The organism is Tardiphaga sp. GW821-FHT12E02, from assembly GCF_058807155.1.
Genome location: NZ_JBXAQK010000001.1, coordinates 3,519,567 through 3,535,873, shown reverse-complemented (window position 1 = coordinate 3,535,873; position 16,307 = coordinate 3,519,567). Strand labels below are relative to the sequence as shown.

At 61.6% G+C, this 16,307-nt stretch carries 17 protein-coding genes; 3 read left to right on the top strand and 14 right to left on the bottom strand.

Annotated elements, in window-relative coordinates; all coding sequences use genetic code 11:
- Nucleotides 1-22: 22 nt before the first annotated feature.
- The 10 genes from AC1RQ5_RS16830 to AC1RQ5_RS16785 form a co-directional block, all read right to left on the bottom strand.
- Complete coding sequence (locus AC1RQ5_RS16830) at nucleotides 23-748, bottom strand: TonB C-terminal domain-containing protein (RefSeq protein ID WP_493200429.1); 726 nt, start codon at nucleotides 746-748, stop codon at nucleotides 23-25.
- The gene (locus AC1RQ5_RS16825) at nucleotides 745-1,230 is read right to left on the bottom strand and encodes a hypothetical protein (RefSeq protein WP_493200428.1); all 486 of its coding nucleotides are present in this window, start codon (nucleotides 1,228-1,230) and stop codon (nucleotides 745-747) included. The genes AC1RQ5_RS16830 and AC1RQ5_RS16825 overlap by 4 nt, the downstream gene beginning before the upstream one ends.
- A gap of 4 nt (nucleotides 1,231-1,234) precedes the next feature.
- Nucleotides 1,235-1,639, bottom strand: a complete 405-nt coding sequence (locus tag AC1RQ5_RS16820; RefSeq protein WP_398479509.1) for an ExbD/TolR family protein — start codon at nucleotides 1,637-1,639, stop codon at nucleotides 1,235-1,237.
- A 5-nt stretch (nucleotides 1,640-1,644) separates the two neighbouring features.
- Nucleotides 1,645-3,612 carry a DUF2341 domain-containing protein gene (locus AC1RQ5_RS16815; protein WP_493200427.1) on the bottom strand — a complete coding sequence of 656 codons (1,968 nt, stop codon included), beginning with the start codon at nucleotides 3,610-3,612 and terminating at the stop codon, nucleotides 1,645-1,647.
- A 20-nt stretch (nucleotides 3,613-3,632) separates the two neighbouring features.
- Nucleotides 3,633-5,336, bottom strand: coding sequence for a ShlB/FhaC/HecB family hemolysin secretion/activation protein (locus AC1RQ5_RS16810; RefSeq protein WP_493200426.1), 1,704 nt, complete (start codon nucleotides 5,334-5,336; stop codon nucleotides 3,633-3,635).
- A gap of 300 nt (nucleotides 5,337-5,636) precedes the next feature.
- A complete protein-coding gene (locus tag AC1RQ5_RS16805) occupies nucleotides 5,637-6,599 on the bottom strand; it encodes a FecR family protein (protein ID WP_493200424.1) in 963 nt (320 codons plus the stop codon).
- A 291-nt stretch (nucleotides 6,600-6,890) separates the two neighbouring features.
- Nucleotides 6,891-7,394, bottom strand: coding sequence for an RNA polymerase sigma factor (locus AC1RQ5_RS16800; RefSeq protein WP_398479501.1), 504 nt, complete (start codon nucleotides 7,392-7,394; stop codon nucleotides 6,891-6,893).
- A gap of 152 nt (nucleotides 7,395-7,546) precedes the next feature.
- The gene (locus tag AC1RQ5_RS16795) at nucleotides 7,547-8,248 is read right to left on the bottom strand and encodes an energy transducer TonB family protein (RefSeq protein ID WP_398479499.1); all 702 of its coding nucleotides are present in this window, start codon (nucleotides 8,246-8,248) and stop codon (nucleotides 7,547-7,549) included.
- Nucleotides 8,249-8,250: 2 nt separating this feature from the next.
- Nucleotides 8,251-8,916: an STN domain-containing protein gene (locus AC1RQ5_RS16790; protein ID WP_493200422.1), complete on the bottom strand. Its 666-nt coding sequence runs from the start codon at nucleotides 8,914-8,916 to the stop codon at nucleotides 8,251-8,253.
- A gap of 526 nt (nucleotides 8,917-9,442) precedes the next feature.
- Nucleotides 9,443-9,727 carry a hypothetical protein gene (locus AC1RQ5_RS16785; RefSeq protein WP_398479495.1) on the bottom strand — a complete coding sequence of 95 codons (285 nt, stop codon included), beginning with the start codon at nucleotides 9,725-9,727 and terminating at the stop codon, nucleotides 9,443-9,445.
- Between the two features lie 202 nt (nucleotides 9,728-9,929).
- Here AC1RQ5_RS16785 and AC1RQ5_RS16780 point away from each other — a divergent pair, with 202 nt between their 5' ends.
- On the top strand, nucleotides 9,930-10,778 hold the full coding sequence (locus AC1RQ5_RS16780) for an FkbM family methyltransferase (protein ID WP_493200420.1): 849 nt from the start codon (nucleotides 9,930-9,932) through the stop codon (nucleotides 10,776-10,778).
- A 93-nt stretch (nucleotides 10,779-10,871) separates the two neighbouring features.
- Entirely contained in the window at nucleotides 10,872-11,843 is a 972-nt protein-coding gene (locus tag AC1RQ5_RS16775; RefSeq protein WP_493200418.1) for a TRAP transporter substrate-binding protein, read from the top strand.
- A 4-nt stretch (nucleotides 11,844-11,847) separates the two neighbouring features.
- On the opposite strand, the gene AC1RQ5_RS16770 is transcribed toward AC1RQ5_RS16775, so the two are convergent.
- Together AC1RQ5_RS16770 and AC1RQ5_RS16765 are read right to left on the bottom strand one after the other, a co-directional pair.
- The gene (locus AC1RQ5_RS16770; RefSeq protein ID WP_493200416.1) at nucleotides 11,848-12,327 is read right to left on the bottom strand and encodes an FKBP-type peptidyl-prolyl cis-trans isomerase; all 480 of its coding nucleotides are present in this window, start codon (nucleotides 12,325-12,327) and stop codon (nucleotides 11,848-11,850) included.
- 71 nt (nucleotides 12,328-12,398) lie between these two features.
- The gene (locus AC1RQ5_RS16765; protein ID WP_493200414.1) at nucleotides 12,399-12,569 is read right to left on the bottom strand and encodes a hypothetical protein; all 171 of its coding nucleotides are present in this window, start codon (nucleotides 12,567-12,569) and stop codon (nucleotides 12,399-12,401) included.
- Between the two features lie 402 nt (nucleotides 12,570-12,971).
- Between AC1RQ5_RS16765 and AC1RQ5_RS16760 the strand changes: the two genes are divergently transcribed.
- Complete coding sequence (locus tag AC1RQ5_RS16760; protein WP_398479487.1) at nucleotides 12,972-13,319, top strand: DUF6481 family protein; 348 nt, start codon at nucleotides 12,972-12,974, stop codon at nucleotides 13,317-13,319.
- A gap of 59 nt (nucleotides 13,320-13,378) precedes the next feature.
- Here the strand turns inward: AC1RQ5_RS16760 and AC1RQ5_RS16755 are convergent, their stop codons facing one another.
- Both AC1RQ5_RS16755 and AC1RQ5_RS16750 read right to left on the bottom strand, forming a co-directional pair.
- Nucleotides 13,379-14,278, bottom strand: a complete 900-nt coding sequence (locus AC1RQ5_RS16755) for a hydroxymethylglutaryl-CoA lyase (RefSeq protein WP_493200412.1) — start codon at nucleotides 14,276-14,278, stop codon at nucleotides 13,379-13,381.
- 30 nt (nucleotides 14,279-14,308) lie between these two features.
- Nucleotides 14,309-16,306 carry an acetyl/propionyl/methylcrotonyl-CoA carboxylase subunit alpha gene (locus AC1RQ5_RS16750; RefSeq protein WP_493200411.1) on the bottom strand — a complete coding sequence of 666 codons (1,998 nt, stop codon included), beginning with the start codon at nucleotides 16,304-16,306 and terminating at the stop codon, nucleotides 14,309-14,311.
- Nucleotide 16,307: the final 1 nt, after the last annotated feature.

Below are 16,307 nucleotides of genomic sequence, written 5' to 3'. Positions count from 1 at the left end.
GGCCGTCCCCCGGCCCCGCGAATTAAGTTGCTTTGCGTCCGGTCGCCCGGACATTGATGGGCATCGGCATATCGTTCGGCGGCGGCTCCCGCAGCGTCAGACGGCCGATGACGTCGTTGCGAATGGCGGCATCGATTTCGGCGCTGCCGCTGGAATTCACGAGTTCGACGCGGCTGATGCGGCCGGTATTGTCGGCCCAGATGCGAAACTGCAGCTGCATCACCGCATTCTTGGTGCGCTCATTGGCGCGGATCGCCGCTTCGATCTGCGTCTGCACGATCGAGGCGTACCAGCCCCAACGGCTGCCACCGCCGCCGCGACCGCCATAGGGGCTGCCACCGACCTTGCTGCCGAGATTGAACGCATCGCCTGGCCCGGTCGCCGGCGCATCGAGCGCCAGAGGACCCGGAGGCTCCTCGCTCTTCGCGTCCTTGACTGGATCGTCTGCCGGCTTCTCGACCGGCTTTTCCTCGACCCGCTCTTGTTCGACCATCTTCGGCTCTTCCGTCACCTTGGTCTGCTCGATCATTTTTTGTTCGGGCGGCGGTGGCGGAGGCGGCGGAATGATGTTGACGACTGTCAGCTCGCGCACCTGCTTTGGCGCGGGCATGTCGCTGCCGCTCATGAGGAAGATCCAACCGCCGACAAAGAGCAGCGTGATCACCCCGACCACTGCGCCATAGCGCAGATAGACGCCGCGATTTCCGGTGGCCTCGGTGCCCGTGAGTTTCTCTGATGGCTTCTTCACGATGCGGCCTCCAGCACGGCGTCGTCGGAGAGCTTCTCGACGACGTATTGCAGAACGAATTTCACCACTGCATCGAAATCCGTTGTCTGGATGATCATCCGCGTGCCGCTTGCCGCTTCGATCACCAGATTGAATTCGGCGCTCGATGCGTCGAATTCGATGAAAGCGCTTTCGTCGATCGACAGGCGCAATGCAGGGTGATGCGACAGCGTGAGCGACAGGCGCTGGCATTGCGGCACCAACTCCGCCACCCGGCGGCGCAGCAGCTCCGTGAGCCGAACCAGCAGCGCTTCGCCACGCAGCGGGAATGGCAGAACGATACCCGGCTCCTGGACGAGATCGATGCCAGCCGGCGCGCGCGCAGCGGTGTCCGGCTGCACCGGCGCGACGGTGGCAGCGGACGCACCGCGACGCAGCCATGCCCAGAGGGTCGCGAATGCGCCCTTGGTGTGGTCATCGATATGGCTGGCGGTCTGGATCACGGCGTTACTTCACGAGAGGCTTGGTGGCGAGTCCGACCTGCGACAGACCGATGCGGCCGAGCAGATCGAGGACATCCATGACGCTTTGGTATTGGGTCTGCGCGTCACCGCGCAGAACCACGGGGAATTCCGGCGTCAGTGCTTTCTGCTGGATCAGACGCTGCTCCAGTTCGGGCAGCGTCACCGGAATGGTGTCGAGGAAGATCTTGCCCTCGTTGGACACCGTGATCGCCTTGGTGGTCGGCGTCGCGAGGCTCGGAGCAGCAGATGCCTTGGGCAGATTGACCTTCTGCCCCTGCACCGTCGCCGTCGTCATCACGATGAAGATGATGAGCAGCACGTAAGCGAGATCGAGCATCGGCGTGATGTTGATATCGTCATACGGTTTGTTCTTGGCCTGGAGCTGCATCGTTGTTACTCAGCAGCCTGGCGGTGATCGGCGATCGGCTCGCTCGCGTAGAACTCGGCCATCTTGGTCACGAATTCGTCGATGAAGACCTGCATGTCCGAGGTCAGCTCGCCGATGCGTGTCACCAGATAGTTGTAGGCGAACAGCGCGGGGATCGCGACGAACAGGCCGGCGATGGTGGCGACGAGCGCCGCCGCGATGCCCGGTGCGATCGCGTTGACATTGACGTCACCGCTTTCAGCGATCGCCGCGAAGGTGATCATGACGCCGACCACGGTACCGAGAAGGCCGAGGAACGGACCGCCCGAGATCGAGATCGTCAGCACCACCATCATCTTGTTGAGGCGTTGCGTCTCCTTGACGAAGATGCTGTCGAGCGCTGCACGGATCGCCGAGATCGAGGCACCGTTCAGGCGGATCAGATCGCTATTGGCGAAGCGGTTGCTGATCTGCTCCGCGCCGACGTGGTAGATGCGGTACAACGACGATGCACGGACCATCTGTGCTTCCTCATCGCCGAGCTTGCTGCCGAGGACGGCCGCATTTTCATCGGCTTCGCCACGATCGAGCGCGGTGAGGTTGTCGGCGAGCTTGCGGAAGCTCTTCATGAAGCGATCGTTGGCGTTGGCCTGGCGCTTCATGTAGCTGACGCGGTCCCAGGTCACGATCCAGCTCAAGACAGCCATGATCATCAGCAAGCCGATCACGATCCAGCCGTCGATGGTGACGGCCTTCAGGATGATGGCGAAGTGGCCCGTCATCCAACTGGCGGTCTCTTCATCGCCGCTGAATGACAGCAGCTTGGCGGGGTCGGTGCCCTGCTCGATCGACGCGAATTTGATGAAGCCCGGCGAACGCGCGATCTTCGAGATCTGCAATTCGTCGATGTCGCCGACGAAGCCAGCCATCGCTGCAGCGACAGGTGCTGCTGCAGGTGCTTCTACAGCAGGTGTCGAGCCATTGGCCGCTGTTGCTGCGGGATCCGCCGCGGGGACCGCCGGCGCCGCGGCCGGCAGCGGGGCATCGCCGCCGAGCCGCGCAATACCCGTCAGGGCCGGGAGGGACGCATTGAGCACTGCGTAGGAGGCACCGTCGAGATAGACGGTGACCGTACCGCTGGCGGCAACGACCGCCAGATGATGCCAAGTATTGGCTGCGATCGGAGCGCCGGCGCCCGTGCGCTGGGTGCCGGCAGCGTTGCTCATTTCGACGAAGGGAACGCCATTGTCGAGACCGACCACCACACCGTTGCCGCCATCACGGCGGCTATAGAGAACCGAATTCGGCTGAACTGCAGCCGGCTTGATCCAGGTCGAGAGCGTGAAGGGCGCACCATCGGCCATGCCGAGCGACGGCGAGGCCGGAAGTGTTACGATATTGCGGCCGTCCAGACGCAGGCCGGTGCCGATCAGCGAACCGTCAGCGGGCTGGCCAACGCTCTGCGCGTTATTGGCCCAGACCGACGAGTCGGTTGCCGGCGTGCCGCGCTCGTTGAAGTGATAGACGAGCGCGGTGTCGGCATCATAGGTGCCCTTGGCGTCGTTGGTCGCCGCGGCTTTCTTGTTGCCGTAATAGATCCAGAAATCCGACTTCGCACCCGGCCCCACATTCGGCACCGAAACCCAGACCAGAGCCTCACCGAGCAGCGAGTCCCATTTCTCGATGTGGTGCTTCAGCGGCGTCTTGTCGTCGGTCGCCACGAAACGCAGATCGCTGCCGTCATCCTTGGCGAGGCTGAAGCGGAAATTTCCGGAATGCAGGCGCACCAGCACCGGAACGCTGCCGATCGGGTCATTGATGCTGGCGCCGGTGGCGCTGGTATCAAGATTGATCTTCTTGCGCAGCTGCCATTCGTCGTTCCACCACGCATTCGCCGTGGACGGGAACAGCACCATCGCCGCGGCAAAGCCGAGCGCGAGGCCCGCAGCCGCATTCCTCATTTGCTGGCGCAGGCTAGAGACGCCCTTGGTCATGTGACCGCTCCCCATCGTCATCAGAATTCACCCCAGATACGGAAACTCACGCGCCCAGTATTGGCATGCGTGTAAGCTTGGCTGATCATCGGCACCGAATAGGCGATCACACCATTGACGCCTTCGAAGACCTTGAAGCGGGTGCCTGCGCCGTAGCTCCAGACATCGAAAGTCGTTTGCTGCTCGGGCAGCGGCCGCTGCACGCGAACATGACCGGCATCGGCGAAGCCGAAGAAGCGCCATTCGTTGAAGGTGGTGAAGCGCGGCGTACCCTGCCCGGTCTCGTCCTTCATCTCCTTCTGCAGCATCGAGCCGACATCGGGAGAGCGGATTTCGACATTGCCGACGATGCCGTCATCGCCGAGCACTTCGGATTCGAGATAACCGCGGACCGTATCCATGCCGCCGATGCTGAACTGTTCGCTCGACACCTGCGGGCCGTCAGAGACCTGCGCCGCGACCTTGGTCCAGAACTGGAATCCTTCCGGCAATTCGTGCGTATGGGCGAGATCGACATTCAGATGCGTGAAGCTGCCTGATGCCCAGGCGCGCTTGTTGTCGAAGGCACGCCAGTCGTCGCCCGCCGGCCGCATGGCGGCTGTGATCGAGGCGTTGAGCTGCGTCAGCGACTTCTCGCCCTGCAACGTGGCGCCATAGCTGGCAACGGCAGGGAAATAGGTGATCGGCGTGCCAAAGCCATTGCCGCTCAGATCGCGCATAGTCTGATCGAAATGTTTGTAGTCCATGCCTGCCGACAGGGTATGGAAGAAGTTTTCGCGGGCCGGCAGCGTCATGACGGCACGCGCGCCGATGATCTCGCCGGGACCGACGACATTCATGCCGCCGACGGTCGCGACATCGCTGCTCGATTTCACGCCGTAGACCAGCGCGGTCAACCAGTCGATATTCTCGAAGCGTGCGAGATACGATCCCGAGAAGACCTCGGCATCGTTCGGATTCTCCGGCGCCACCTGATAGGTGAAGCTGAAGGAATGACCGAGCTGCCACAGATTGTCGTAACGCGCAGTGCCGATCAGACGCGAGCCCGTTGTATTCGGTGAACGACGGTTGTTGAGTTCGAGGCTGCCATGGAACGGCGCCTTGTCTTCGACATTCAAATCGACATCGACGGTGCCCGGCGTCACGCCCGCGCGCAGAGCCGGCGTCACGCGACGATCCGGCCACTGGTTGAGGCCGACGATGTCCTTCGTCACCGCATTGAAGTCCGGCACAGTGCCTGGCTTCAATGACGGCGCCCTGTCCTTCACCTTGTCGAGATCGAAGTAGCGCGAATTCTTCACGCGCAACTGGCCGACCTTCATTTCGGTGACCTTGAGGATCACGCGGCCGGTGAGCGCGTTCTGCTGCGGAACCGCAACGCTGACGGTCTGAAACCCCTTATCGTGATAGGCTTTTTCAAGCGCTGCACGCGCCTTCTCGACGTCATCCGCCGTGCGATTGGGCCCAAGGAGTGGATAGATCGCCTCCTCGACATCGATCTGCGGCAGCTTATCGGCGCCCTGCACGGCGAAGTCGTCGATATCGAAGCGTTGCAACGGCGCAGCCGGCGGAGCATCGGTTGCCGGCTTGTTGCTGGCAGCCTTCGCATCCGAAGACTTTGTATCAGACGATTTGGCACCAGAAGATTTGGCTTCCGCCTGCTGGCTCGGCGCCGCAAAGGCCGACTGGGAAGCGCCCATGAAAGCGCCGATGCTTGCGAGCATCAGGACTGCCGGCGCCGAAGATTGCAAAAACCGCCACTTCGGCAGAGTCGCGCCGACATCGTCTCGAAGATAAAGAAGCATGCACCAAGCCCATCAGAGGGCACACCGAGAGCGAGCCGCGTGCTCGCAATCAGGTCCCTACGTCTTGAAGACGTTTGGGCAACCATCAACCCGCAGAAGAAAAATTAAGAAAATCGTGTTGTCCGAATCGCACGGCTGTCGAGCTGGCGACAACGCAAAGAGCACGTCGCACCGCGCCCCATGAGGAGCGCCGTTGCCGAATGATATCAATGCGAAAAATCAGCTGAGCAGAACGACGCCGCCGGGCAGCGCCCGCACCTTCACCGCATAGAGCTGGCGAACTTGCGCGACAAAATCGTCGAGCTTGTCAGTATGAAAGGTGCCGTTGACCAGGCGCTGGCCGAGATCGGAATTGGTCACCATGATCTTGCCGGGACGATAGCGATTGATCTCGCTGACCACGGTGGCAAGTGGCTTGTCCTTGAAGATCAAGAGCTTTTCCCGCCACGCCGAAAGAATGGCGGAATCGGCGATAGGCGCCGGCAAACCGAGCGGCTCCGACGCCGAATAGGCGATCTGCTGCCCGCTCCGCAGTTCAACGCTCCGCCCGCCCCGCGTTACGGTGATCGAGCCCTGCAGACAGGTCGCGAGCACAACGCCGTCGATACAGCGAATATTCACTTCGCCCGCGGAGGATGTGATCTGGCCATCGGCGGCAATCACCACCAGCGGCTCCGACAGCGACCGCTGCGACGTGATCGCAGCTTCGCCAGATATCAGCTCGATACGCGGACTGATGCCGTTGCCGCGCACTGCCACGCTGGTCAGTGTATTGAGCTTCAACGACACATTGTCGGCCAACGCCACATCGAGCTGCTCGCCCTTCGCCGTGCGATAGTCCGCCGACATTTCCGCCAGCGACGGCCACATTTCCAGCGGCGGCTTCACCACCATATAGGCAGCAACGGATGCGGCCAGCGCCCCGCCGATCAAGGCGCGCCGCGTAACAGCAGTCCGCGGAACAAACGAACGAACCTTGCGGCGCTCAAGCTCTGCCCCCATCGTGCCGAGATCGCGATACAGGCGCGCCGCCTGCCGAAATGCGGCCTCATGTGCCGGGTGCATCGCGCGCCAGCGCTGCAACTGTTCGGCGTCGTCCGTGGTCGCCCGCCCCGAGCGCAACAATGCAACCCAGTCGATCGCCCGATCGAGCAAATCACTATCGTCGCCCGCCTCAGTCACCTGGCCGACCCGCGAACGTCCATCGACGCAGCAGCCGATCCGGAACGGATGATAAAAGACCGTATCTGGAAAATGATGCGGATCATCGATGTCGCGGCGCTTTTGATCTGATGAATTGAAATGGATGACAGTACTTTCTCAAGTACTAGACGGCTGCGACCATGCTATCCCGCAGCCGAATCGTCGCTTAATGACACAGATTTTTGCGGCCCGATAGTTTCAGGCCAGCTTCAGCAACAACCGATAGCAAAAATTGGTCGAGATTTGCGCCGGCAATAGCAGTGGCGGGCCTTAACGCGGACGCGGCCCACCGGTCCGTCGGATCAAGGTCCGGTCGAGCCGCTGTGCGCAGTGTTTCAACGCATTACGCAGATCAATTTCGACCGTCCTGATACTCACGCCCAGTTCGGCCGCAATTTCATGGTCGGGCAGCTTATTCACCACGGCGGCGGTGAAGACGTGACGCGCACGCACTGGCAGCTCCGCCAATGCTCGATCGAGCGCTTCGATATCCTGCCGCCCCTCCATGATGGCTGCCGCATCCGGCGCATCATCGGGAATATCGAGCAAGGTATCAATCGCATCGAGGCTGAGATGGCGCTGATCCGCGCGGCGGCGGTCGGTCGCGACATTCAGCGCGATACGGAACAAGTAGTCTTTCGGGCGGCTAATGGCGGGGGCGCTCGACATCCGCTCCACACGCAAGAACGTCTCCTGCAGGGCGTCCCCTGCCAATTCGGACGAGCCAAGCTTGCGCGTCAAGCGCCTGAAAAGGCCGCTATAGTCGGCCGCCAAGACGTCCCGCAAGGTTGTACGATTTACCCCAGTCAACGGTTACGTCCTCGCGCATCAACCGGTCACTACCTCAGCAGGCAGCGTGTTACCGTTCGCTCATGACAAATTGATTACGAAATTGCCACAGCCTCTGCGGGACAGCGCGGATTTATTCAACGTGCGTCGAATGCCACAGGTAGCAAGACGGTGATGACGTCAGGCATATCGGCAGGGATACGTGGCAGCGGTTGTGCTCGCCGGATCGTTTCCATCGCCTCCTGATCGAGCAACGCGCGGCCCGAACTCGATTTCACATCTAGCCGAACCAATGTGCCGTCGCGGCGCATGGCAAACAGCACGAGAACCGTCCCGCTGGCGCCAGGATCGCGCTGATAGCGCTCGATATGCGTCAGCAATTGCTGCTGAAAGCGCGATGCCGCTCCCGCCGATACGGCCTGACGCTGCCCGCCGCCTGTCGGTCTCTGCACAGGGGCAGCAGCCGGTTGAGGCCGTATCAGCGGCTGTGGAGGAGCGATCTCCTGCTCCACCGGTGCAACGCTTTGCTCCGAAATCTTCGCCTCGGTTTGGAAATCAACAATCGGCGGATTGGGTTGCACTGACGCCTGTTTAAACTCCGTCGCAGGCGCCGGGCTTGCAATCAGTTCAACCTGAATGGTCGAACTTCGCTGCCGCGCGGTCGGACCAATCGGCATCTGATGCAGCCAATAGACGCCTGCGACCACCAGAACCGGGACGAGCACAGCGCTGGCGGCAAACCAGCGCCACGTGCCGGACGAGGAATCCCCATACAGATCAAGATCCGATCCTGTATCGTCGGCTCCGTCCCAGGACCTCGATGAGCGCCTGCCCGTCATTGCTAGCGTACCGTGATCATGACCATGACCGGCTGCGGCGCATTGGCCGGCGGCGCCTGGCTCACCTGCATGCCATCCAGTACGCGAGCGATCGTTTCATCGCGCTCCTGGTCGCCGGATGACCGGAATAACTCGGTCTTGCGCACGGTCCGCGGATTATCGATCCACAGCTTGATGCCAGCGCTGTAAGCGCCATTGCGCGTTTTTGCTTCCTTCCGCAACGCGTGCTGGATGTCCGACTGAATGACGCCGCTATAGGCACGTAACAGCGAAGGATCGCTGCTTGGCTGCCTGCGGACAACAAGGGTGTCGAGTGTCAAATCCGCCTGGCCTGCGAACACGGCGTCTGGCGGCGCATCGGGATCAGCCGAGGCAGGCACCAGCGTAATGGAATTGGAGCGCGTGTAGCGGATCACCAGATCCGTATCGGCCAGTAGCGCACGCAATGCAGCGTCGCGCGTATACTCGCCTTCGACCGGCACGGAAAAACGGTCCCCGGCAGCGCCGCTTTCATAGAGCAATTGCACGCCGGTGACCTTGCTATAGGTCTGCAGCGCGGCAGCGAGCGGCTGGCTCGGAATCCGAAATTGGATCGGCGCATAGTGCCCGGCATCGTCGCTTGCCGAGATTGCCGAAACCATGACCAAGCACATGATCGGCATCAGCATGGCTACCGCCGCTCGTGAACGCAAACCACGCATCATGGTCACGCGTCTCGAGAAAAATAGGGTAGCAAGTGCCTGGTCACACCGTTCGCTGTTACACATCGGCCGAACTGATATTCACGTTACCTGACCTGCCGTCGCTGTGCCGTATGATCCGGGATCGCCCGATCTCGTCGCCAGCGCTCATCATTGATTCTATGGCGAGCCGGGCGACTAGTCCATCGGATCGATGACAAGACGATGACAGGCGGTACTGCCCTCCTCACTCCTCGGTCAATCGCTCGCGGCACGAGCGCACTCCGACGGCCATCGCGCCGGAGCCATGATTGCACCGCTGGTCGATGCCTGCAGTGAAGCAACCAATATCGATCAGTCTCGAAAACGGTCATTCGAGCGAAAAACAAGCGGGCGATATCAAAAGAATAGATATTCGCGGTTTTGTTTGGTCGGGCTCGCCGACATAGAGCAACCCGGCACGTGCCTCTGATTGTTCATGGCGGCTCAGCAATGACCGAGCCGCCAATTTGAATCAGTTCTTCACTTCATCCACCTTCGTCGCGGTCTTTACGCCGCCGCTTTCGGTGTAGGAGATGGTGACCTTCTCGCCGGCATGCAGCGATTCCGGAATCCCGTCCCGGAGCTTGAATTTCTCGGTGGCGGCAGCGGCGCTCGACCCGACCGTCCCCCCTTCATCGCGTTTGACGACGATTTCGCCCGTGGTCCGATCAACCACTGTCACAAGACCGCTGAACGTCTGATCGGCCCGTGCGATGCCCGTGCCCGCAATTGTCATGGCCATGGCACCGGCCAGCATGATGTGTCGAAATCGCATGAAAATCTCCCGGTTTTCAGGAACATCCGGAGTTAAGTCATGGCCGGACCGATCGTTCCGCGGGCGTGGGGCGCGACGACGTGACACGGCGCTTGAGCGATCTGCCGCGTTCAATGTCCGGCCGATGAATCAGGCCGCAACAGCGAAAAACGGACACCAATCCGCTCATGACGGGTTGTCGGCTTTGCTGTGCCCTGTCCGGCTGACCGAGGTCGTCGATATCGGTGCCAATCCCATCGATGGCGATCCGCCCTATAAGCGCATGATGCTGGACAAACTCTGCCGCGTCACCGGCTTCGATCCGCATCCGGTCGCCATCGCAGAGCTCGCCAAACGCAAAAGCGCGCAGGAGACCTATCTGCCCTTTGCTGTCGGGGATGGTGAGACGCATACGCTCAATCTCTGCCGCGGTATCGGCTTTGCGAGCCTGTTACGGCCTGACGCCAAGACACTGACGCATTTTCCGAATTTCACCGAACTCGGACGCGTCATCGAACGGATTCCGCAACAGACACGGCGGCTCGACGATATCGCCGAGATCACGGCCATCGATCTCCTGAAAATTGACATCCAGGGCGGCGAGCTTTCTGTATTTCGCCATGGCCGCGACAAACTCGCGAAGGCCGTTGCCATCCAGACTGAAGTCTCCTTCGTAGCCCTCTACGAAAACCAGCCTGTATTCGGCGACATCGATCTGGAATTGCGGGGGCTCGGCTTCGTGCCGCACGCATTCACGGCGATCAACAAGAAGATGATCGCGCCGATGCTTGGCCCCGATCCGGCTGCGGCGATCAACCAGCTCGTCGAGGCCGACGTCGTTTATGTCCGCAACTTCATCGATGCGGAGACGATGGATAGCGAGCAGCTCAAGCATCTCGCGCTGATCGCACACCATTGCTACGGCTCGTTCGACCTCGCGCTCAACTGCGTCCACCACCTTGTCTCCCGCGGTGCGATTTCGCCGGACGGCAAAAACCGCTATGTCGGCCTGCTCCAGAGCCAGCGACCGAAAGTGGCATCTCCGAGGCTTTAAACGCCCGCCGATACGACGTATCATGGCACGCGCAGTTGCTCGCGCGCTGCGTCTGCCTACCGCCCCTTTCCCTGACAGTCCGCGGATTCATCCATGCTTTCTCGGCGCCGTCTTCTTTTGACTGTCGGTCTGAGTGTCGCCTGCCCGGCGGTGCTGCGGGCTGCGCCGTTGAAACTGCGTCTCGCCCATGGATTGCCGGCGACGCACCCCGTGCACCCGGCCATGCAGCATTTTGCCGATCTTGCCCGCGAGCGATCGCAGGGCGAACTTGATATTGCGCTGTTTGCCGATGGCCAGCTCGGCCAGGAAAGCGACTTGATCTCGCAGGTGCAGGCCGGCAAGCTCGATTTCCTCAAAGTCAGCGCCAGCCTGCTGGAGCGCTTCCATCCCGCATACAAGGTGCTGAACCTTCCCTTCACCTTGCGTGATCGCGCGCATTGGCTACGGGTGACAGGTACGGATGTCGGCCGCGATATTCTCGCAACGACCACGCCGGCGGGTCTTGTCGGCCTCACTTACTACGATGCGGGGGCACGCAGTTTCTACGGCCGCAAGCCGATCAATCACCCCGACGATCTCAAGGGCATGAAGATCCGCATCCAGCCGTCGGAAACTATGACGAAGCTTTTGCAGCTATTTGGCGCGGAAGCCGTCGAGCTGGCCTGGAGCAATGTCTATGTGGCGCTGAAGTCCGGTGTCGTCGATGGCGCCGAGAACAGCGTGGTCGCACTCATCGTCGGCCGGCATGGCGAAGTAGCCACGCACTATTCATTCGATGAACACACCATGATCCCGGACGTGCTGCTCGTCGGTGCCGAACGCATGAAGGCGTTCACGTCGCGCCAGCGCGACATCCTGCAGGAGGCAGCAACCGCCTCCTATCATCACATGAATAAGCTATGGGAGGCCTTCGAGGCGAAGGCGCGGGCTGACGTTCAGCAGATGGGCGTGACCTTTGTCCACCCCGCCAAAGCGCCCTTCATCGCGAAGGCCGCGCCCCTCGCCGACATCTATGCCGGCGAGGAATCATCGCGCGTCTTGCTGCGCCGGATCGCGCAGGCCTGACGCCTTACTTCACGCCGAGCAGTTCGACCTCGAAGACCAGCGTGGCATTCGGCGGGATCACGCCGCCGGCGCCGCGGGCGCCATAGCCGAGATCCGGCGGAATGATCAGCGTACGCTTGCCGCCGACCTTCATGGTGGCCACGCCTTCGTCCCAGCCCTTGATCACGCGGCCGGCACCGATCGGGAATTCGAACGGCTCGTTGCGATCGACCGAGGAGTCGAATTTCTTCGTCTTCTGGCCGTTTTCATAGAGCCAGCCGGTATAGTGCATGACGCAGGTCTGGCCGGTTTTCGGCGACGCGCCGGTGCCGACCTGGGTATCTTCGATCTTGAGGCCTGAAGCTGTGGTCATGGTTTTTCCTGCGGCTGGTGCCGATTTCGTTTGAGCATCGGCGGGAGATTGCGACACATCGGAGATGACAGAAGTCGTGATCGCGCCGAGAGCAATGGCCGAAACGGCGATAGCGCGGGGAAGGCTTCTCATAGTGTGTCCTGCGTACTGGTTTGCGGGAACGCAGCTATGCCCCGTTAGCGTGCCCAGACGCAAGGGCGGGGTCAGTGGCGCTGGCTTGCGTTGCGCGCCAGTTGTCCCTTGAAATTCTCCAGCAGGCGGTCAGCCAAGGCTTCAGCATCATGTCGCGGGTTGTCTTGCTGCGTATCATCGTGAAAACCGGTGGACGGCTTGAACGAAAAGCTGCGAAGAACGCGGTCGATAGCTGCCTGCATGACATCACTCCCAGTAGCTATGGAAACCCGTCCCGGCGGGCAAGGTTCCGGTCAGTCGCGCGGGATGCGGTTGAGGTTCAGTGTCGCACCGCGGCACGCTGCCCAGTGGCTCTCCGGGCAAATACCGGCGCGATAACGCCGCTTCGTTGTGGCAAATTGCAGACAGCGGCGCGGCGAGCCTGTGAAACCACCAGTCTGCTCTATGTCTGGCTGTGTCGGGCGGCGATTTGGGCGTTTATCCCACAGTACCGTCACGCAATGCAGATTTTCGCAATTTGTTGATGCATAGCGCCGCTTCGCGCTGTAAACCGCTGCTGTGTTTCGGCCCGTCCGGCAACAGCCCGACCTGCGGCGGATACCCACCCAAACAACCTCTAAAGAGAAAGTGACAAGGCCTCGTTCATGAGCGGATTCAAATCACCCAGCTTCGCTGACCGTCAGAAGGCTGCCCAGGACGCGCGCAAGAACATTCTGGCCAAGTTCAAGGCAGCGCCAAGCGCGGATGATCCTGCCGTGCAGGCCCGCATCGCCGAACGCGCCGCCCAGGCCGCTGCCCGCGAAGAGAAGAAGGCCGCACGCGAAGCCGAAAAGCTCGCTGAAAAGGCCCGTGCAGCCGAAGAAGCCGCCGCCGAAGCTGCCCGGATCGCCCGCGAGCAGGAAGAGGCCGAAGCCGCTCGTATCGCCGCGGAAGCCGAGCAGAAGGCTGCCCGCGATGCGCGATATGCAGCTCGCAAGGCTCGCAAGAAGTAATATTTTACCTCAAGAGAATGGGCTGGCGCTTGGCGCTGGCCCATTCTCGTTCACCGTTGCTACGATCGCGCTTTCGCGTTCAGAGCCGATGCCACGCGGCTTACCGGCGGGCGGCCGATCACCTGACTGATGTGATTAGTGGCGGCCAGGAGCTTGTTCATATCGACGCCTGTGGTGATCCCCATGCCCTCGAGCATGTAGACCACGTCTTCAGTCCCGACATTGCCCGTGGCACCGGGCGCATAGGGGCAGCCGCCAAGGCCACCTGCAGCACTGTCGATGACACGGCACCCCTCTTCCAGGCCGGCATAGATATTGGCCAGCGCCTGGCCGTAGGTATCGTGGAAATGCATCGCCAGTTGAGCCACCGGGACGGTGCCCGACACCGCACGAAGCAACTCGCGCGCTTTGGTGGGCGTGCCGACACCGATGGTGTCGCCCAGCGACACCTCGTAGCAGCCGAGGTCAGACAGGGTTTTCGCCACGTCCACGACAGCCTTCGGCGCGACCTCGCCGTCATAGGGACAGCCGAGCACACAGGAAATGTAACCGCGCACACGGATGCCATCGGCCCTGGCGCGCTCGATCACGGGCTTGAAGCGCTCGATGGATTCCGCGACCGAGCAATTGATATTGGCGCGCGAAAAGCCTTCGGAAGCCGAGGCGAACACAGCGATCACCTTCGCACCAACCGCCTTCGCGCCGTCATAGCCCTTCTCATTGGGCACCAAGACATGGAATTCGCCCGGCAGATCGCTGACGCCGCGAAACACCTCGTCCGAGCCCTGCATCTTGGGAACCGCCTTGGGCGACACAAAGGAGCCGACCTCGATCGTATGTAGACCGGCTGCGAACAGACCTCTGGAAAACGCGATGCGATCCGCGACGCTGACCTGGGCCTTTTCGTTCTGCAGACCGTCACGCGGGCCGACTTCGATGATCCGAACCTGATCGCTCATGGCATTCCAATCTTCTGCATATTCCGGAGATCAGGCGCTCGGCTCGATCTCTGCAAGTTCGGCACCTTCGCCGACGACATCGCCAACATTGCATTTAATCTGCTTCAACACGCCCGCAAAGGGCGCCCGCAAGGTCTGCTCCATCTTCATGACTTCCAGCGTCAGGATGGCAGCGCCTTTTTCAAGCGTCGCGCCCTCTTCCGCCAGCAAGGCCACAACCGTGCCGGGCAGCGGCGCGACGATCTTGTCCTCGCCGGTTGTTTCCTCGTCGTCACCGCCGAATGGATCGACCCAATGTAGATCGAAGCGCCCGTTGCGGGTGCGCACATAAAGCTCGTGGCCTTCGACGAGGCCGGTGATACGCGAGCGGACGCCATCGAGCGTGAGATCGACGACGCCCTCGCCGATCGACGTTAATTCAAACGGCAGCTCGCGATCACCGACCGCGATGGACGATGCCCCGCCGCCATAGCGCAGTGTCACCGGCCATTCCTCCTGGCCGCGCTTGAACTTGAACAGGCGATTGCGTCGGCCGACCGGCATCCAGCCAGCTGTCTGCCATGGCGACCGCGCCCCGTTCCGCTCTACGGCCTGCTCGCTCGCGATGATCGCGGCAACGGCCGCCGACAGTTCGAGATCGCTGACACTGCCATCGCTTGTCGTCAGCGCGTTCAGCTCCCGTTCGATGAAACCAGTATTGATCTCATTGGCGCGGACGTCCGGATGCGTCACCAGTTTCGACAGGAAGGCCGTGTTGGTGACGATGCCGCGGATATCCGTCTCGTCGAGCGCACGGCCAAGTGCATCGATGGCCGTGGCACGCGTCGGCGCCCAGGTGATGATCTTGGCCAGCATGGCGTCGTAATTCGGCGACACCATATCGCCAGCACGATAGCCGGCGTCGATGCGCAAACCGCCGATGTCTGATGCCATCCGCCAGGCGGTGATGCGGCCGACTGACGGCATGAAATTCTTGTCGGGATTTTCGGCATAGACACGCGCCTCGATGGCGTGGCCGTTCAGCTTGATCTGGTCCTGGGTCAGCGGCAGTGCTTCGCCAAAGGCAACGCGGAGCTGCCATTCGACCAGATCGACACCCGTGATCAGTTCGGTCACGGGATGTTCGACCTGCAGGCGCGTATTCATCTCGATGAAGAAGACGTCCTTGCCGTCGGAAACGAATTCGATCGTGCCGGCGCCGACATAGCTTACAGCACTTGCGGCCTTGCGTGCGGCGGCGCAGACGGCTTCGCGCTGCGTTTCGTTCAATGTCGGCGACGGCGCTTCCTCGATCACCTTCTGGTGTCGGCGCTGCAGGGTGCATTCGCGCTCGAACAAAGAGAGCAGATTGCCATGGCTGTCGCCGATCACCTGCACTTCGATGTGGCGGGGATTGTCGACATATTTCTCGATCAGCATGCGGTCGTCGCCGAACGCGGCCTTGGCTTCGCGCTTGGCACTGACGATGGCGGGTGCAAGTTCGTCGGCCGCGCGCACGACGCGCATGCCGCGGCCGCCGCCGCCGGCCGATGCTTTCACGAGAACCGGAAAGCCGATCTTGTTGGCGGCAGTGGACAGCGTGGCGTCATCCTGCGCATCGCCGTGATAGCCGGGCACCAGCGGCACACCCGCTTTCTCCATCAGCGCCTTGGAGCCGGATTTCGAGCCCATGGCGGTAATCATCTCGGCGGTCGGGCCGACAAAGATCAGTCCGGCATCGGCGCAGGCCTGCGCGAATTCAGCGCTTTCCGAGAGAAAGCCATAACCGGGGTGGATCGCTTCCGCGCCGCTGCTTTTCGCAGCCGCCAGAATACGTCCGATATTGAGGTAGCTGTCCGCCGCACGCGCCGGGCCGATGAGAACGGCTTCGTCAGCCTCGGCGACGTGCAGCGCGTTGGCGTCGGCTTCGGAATAAACAGCGACGGTACGCAGCCCCATGGCACGCGCCGTGCGGATCACACGGCAGGCGATCTCGCCGCGATTGGCGATCAGGAGCGTGCGGAAACGGCGATAGATGGCTTTGGTCATC

Coding starts and splice junctions, on each gene's coding strand:
- AC1RQ5_RS16820 (WP_398479509.1), bottom strand. CDS start 1,639: ATGCAGCTCCAGGCCAAGAACAAACCGTATGACGATATCAACATCACG.
- AC1RQ5_RS16815 (WP_493200427.1), bottom strand. CDS start 3,612: ATGACCAAGGGCGTCTCTAGCCTGCGCCAGCAAATGAGGAATGCGGCT.
- AC1RQ5_RS16810 (WP_493200426.1), bottom strand. CDS start 5,336: ATGCTCGCAAGCATCGGCGCTTTCATGGGCGCTTCCCAGTCGGCCTTT.
- AC1RQ5_RS16795 (WP_398479499.1), bottom strand. CDS start 8,248: ATGACGGGCAGGCGCTCATCGAGGTCCTGGGACGGAGCCGACGATACA.
- AC1RQ5_RS16790 (WP_493200422.1), bottom strand. CDS start 8,916: ATGCTGATGCCGATCATGTGCTTGGTCATGGTTTCGGCAATCTCGGCA.
- AC1RQ5_RS16785 (WP_398479495.1), bottom strand. CDS start 9,727: ATGCTGGCCGGTGCCATGGCCATGACAATTGCGGGCACGGGCATCGCA.
- AC1RQ5_RS16775 (WP_493200418.1), top strand. CDS start 10,872: ATGCTTTCTCGGCGCCGTCTTCTTTTGACTGTCGGTCTGAGTGTCGCC.
- AC1RQ5_RS16770 (WP_493200416.1), bottom strand. CDS start 12,327: ATGAGAAGCCTTCCCCGCGCTATCGCCGTTTCGGCCATTGCTCTCGGC.
- AC1RQ5_RS16765 (WP_493200414.1), bottom strand. CDS start 12,569: ATGCAGGCAGCTATCGACCGCGTTCTTCGCAGCTTTTCGTTCAAGCCG.
- AC1RQ5_RS16760 (WP_398479487.1), top strand. CDS start 12,972: ATGAGCGGATTCAAATCACCCAGCTTCGCTGACCGTCAGAAGGCTGCC.
- AC1RQ5_RS16755 (WP_493200412.1), bottom strand. CDS start 14,278: ATGAGCGATCAGGTTCGGATCATCGAAGTCGGCCCGCGTGACGGTCTG.
- AC1RQ5_RS16750 (WP_493200411.1), bottom strand. CDS start 16,306: ATGACCAAAGCCATCTATCGCCGTTTCCGCACGCTCCTGATCGCCAAT.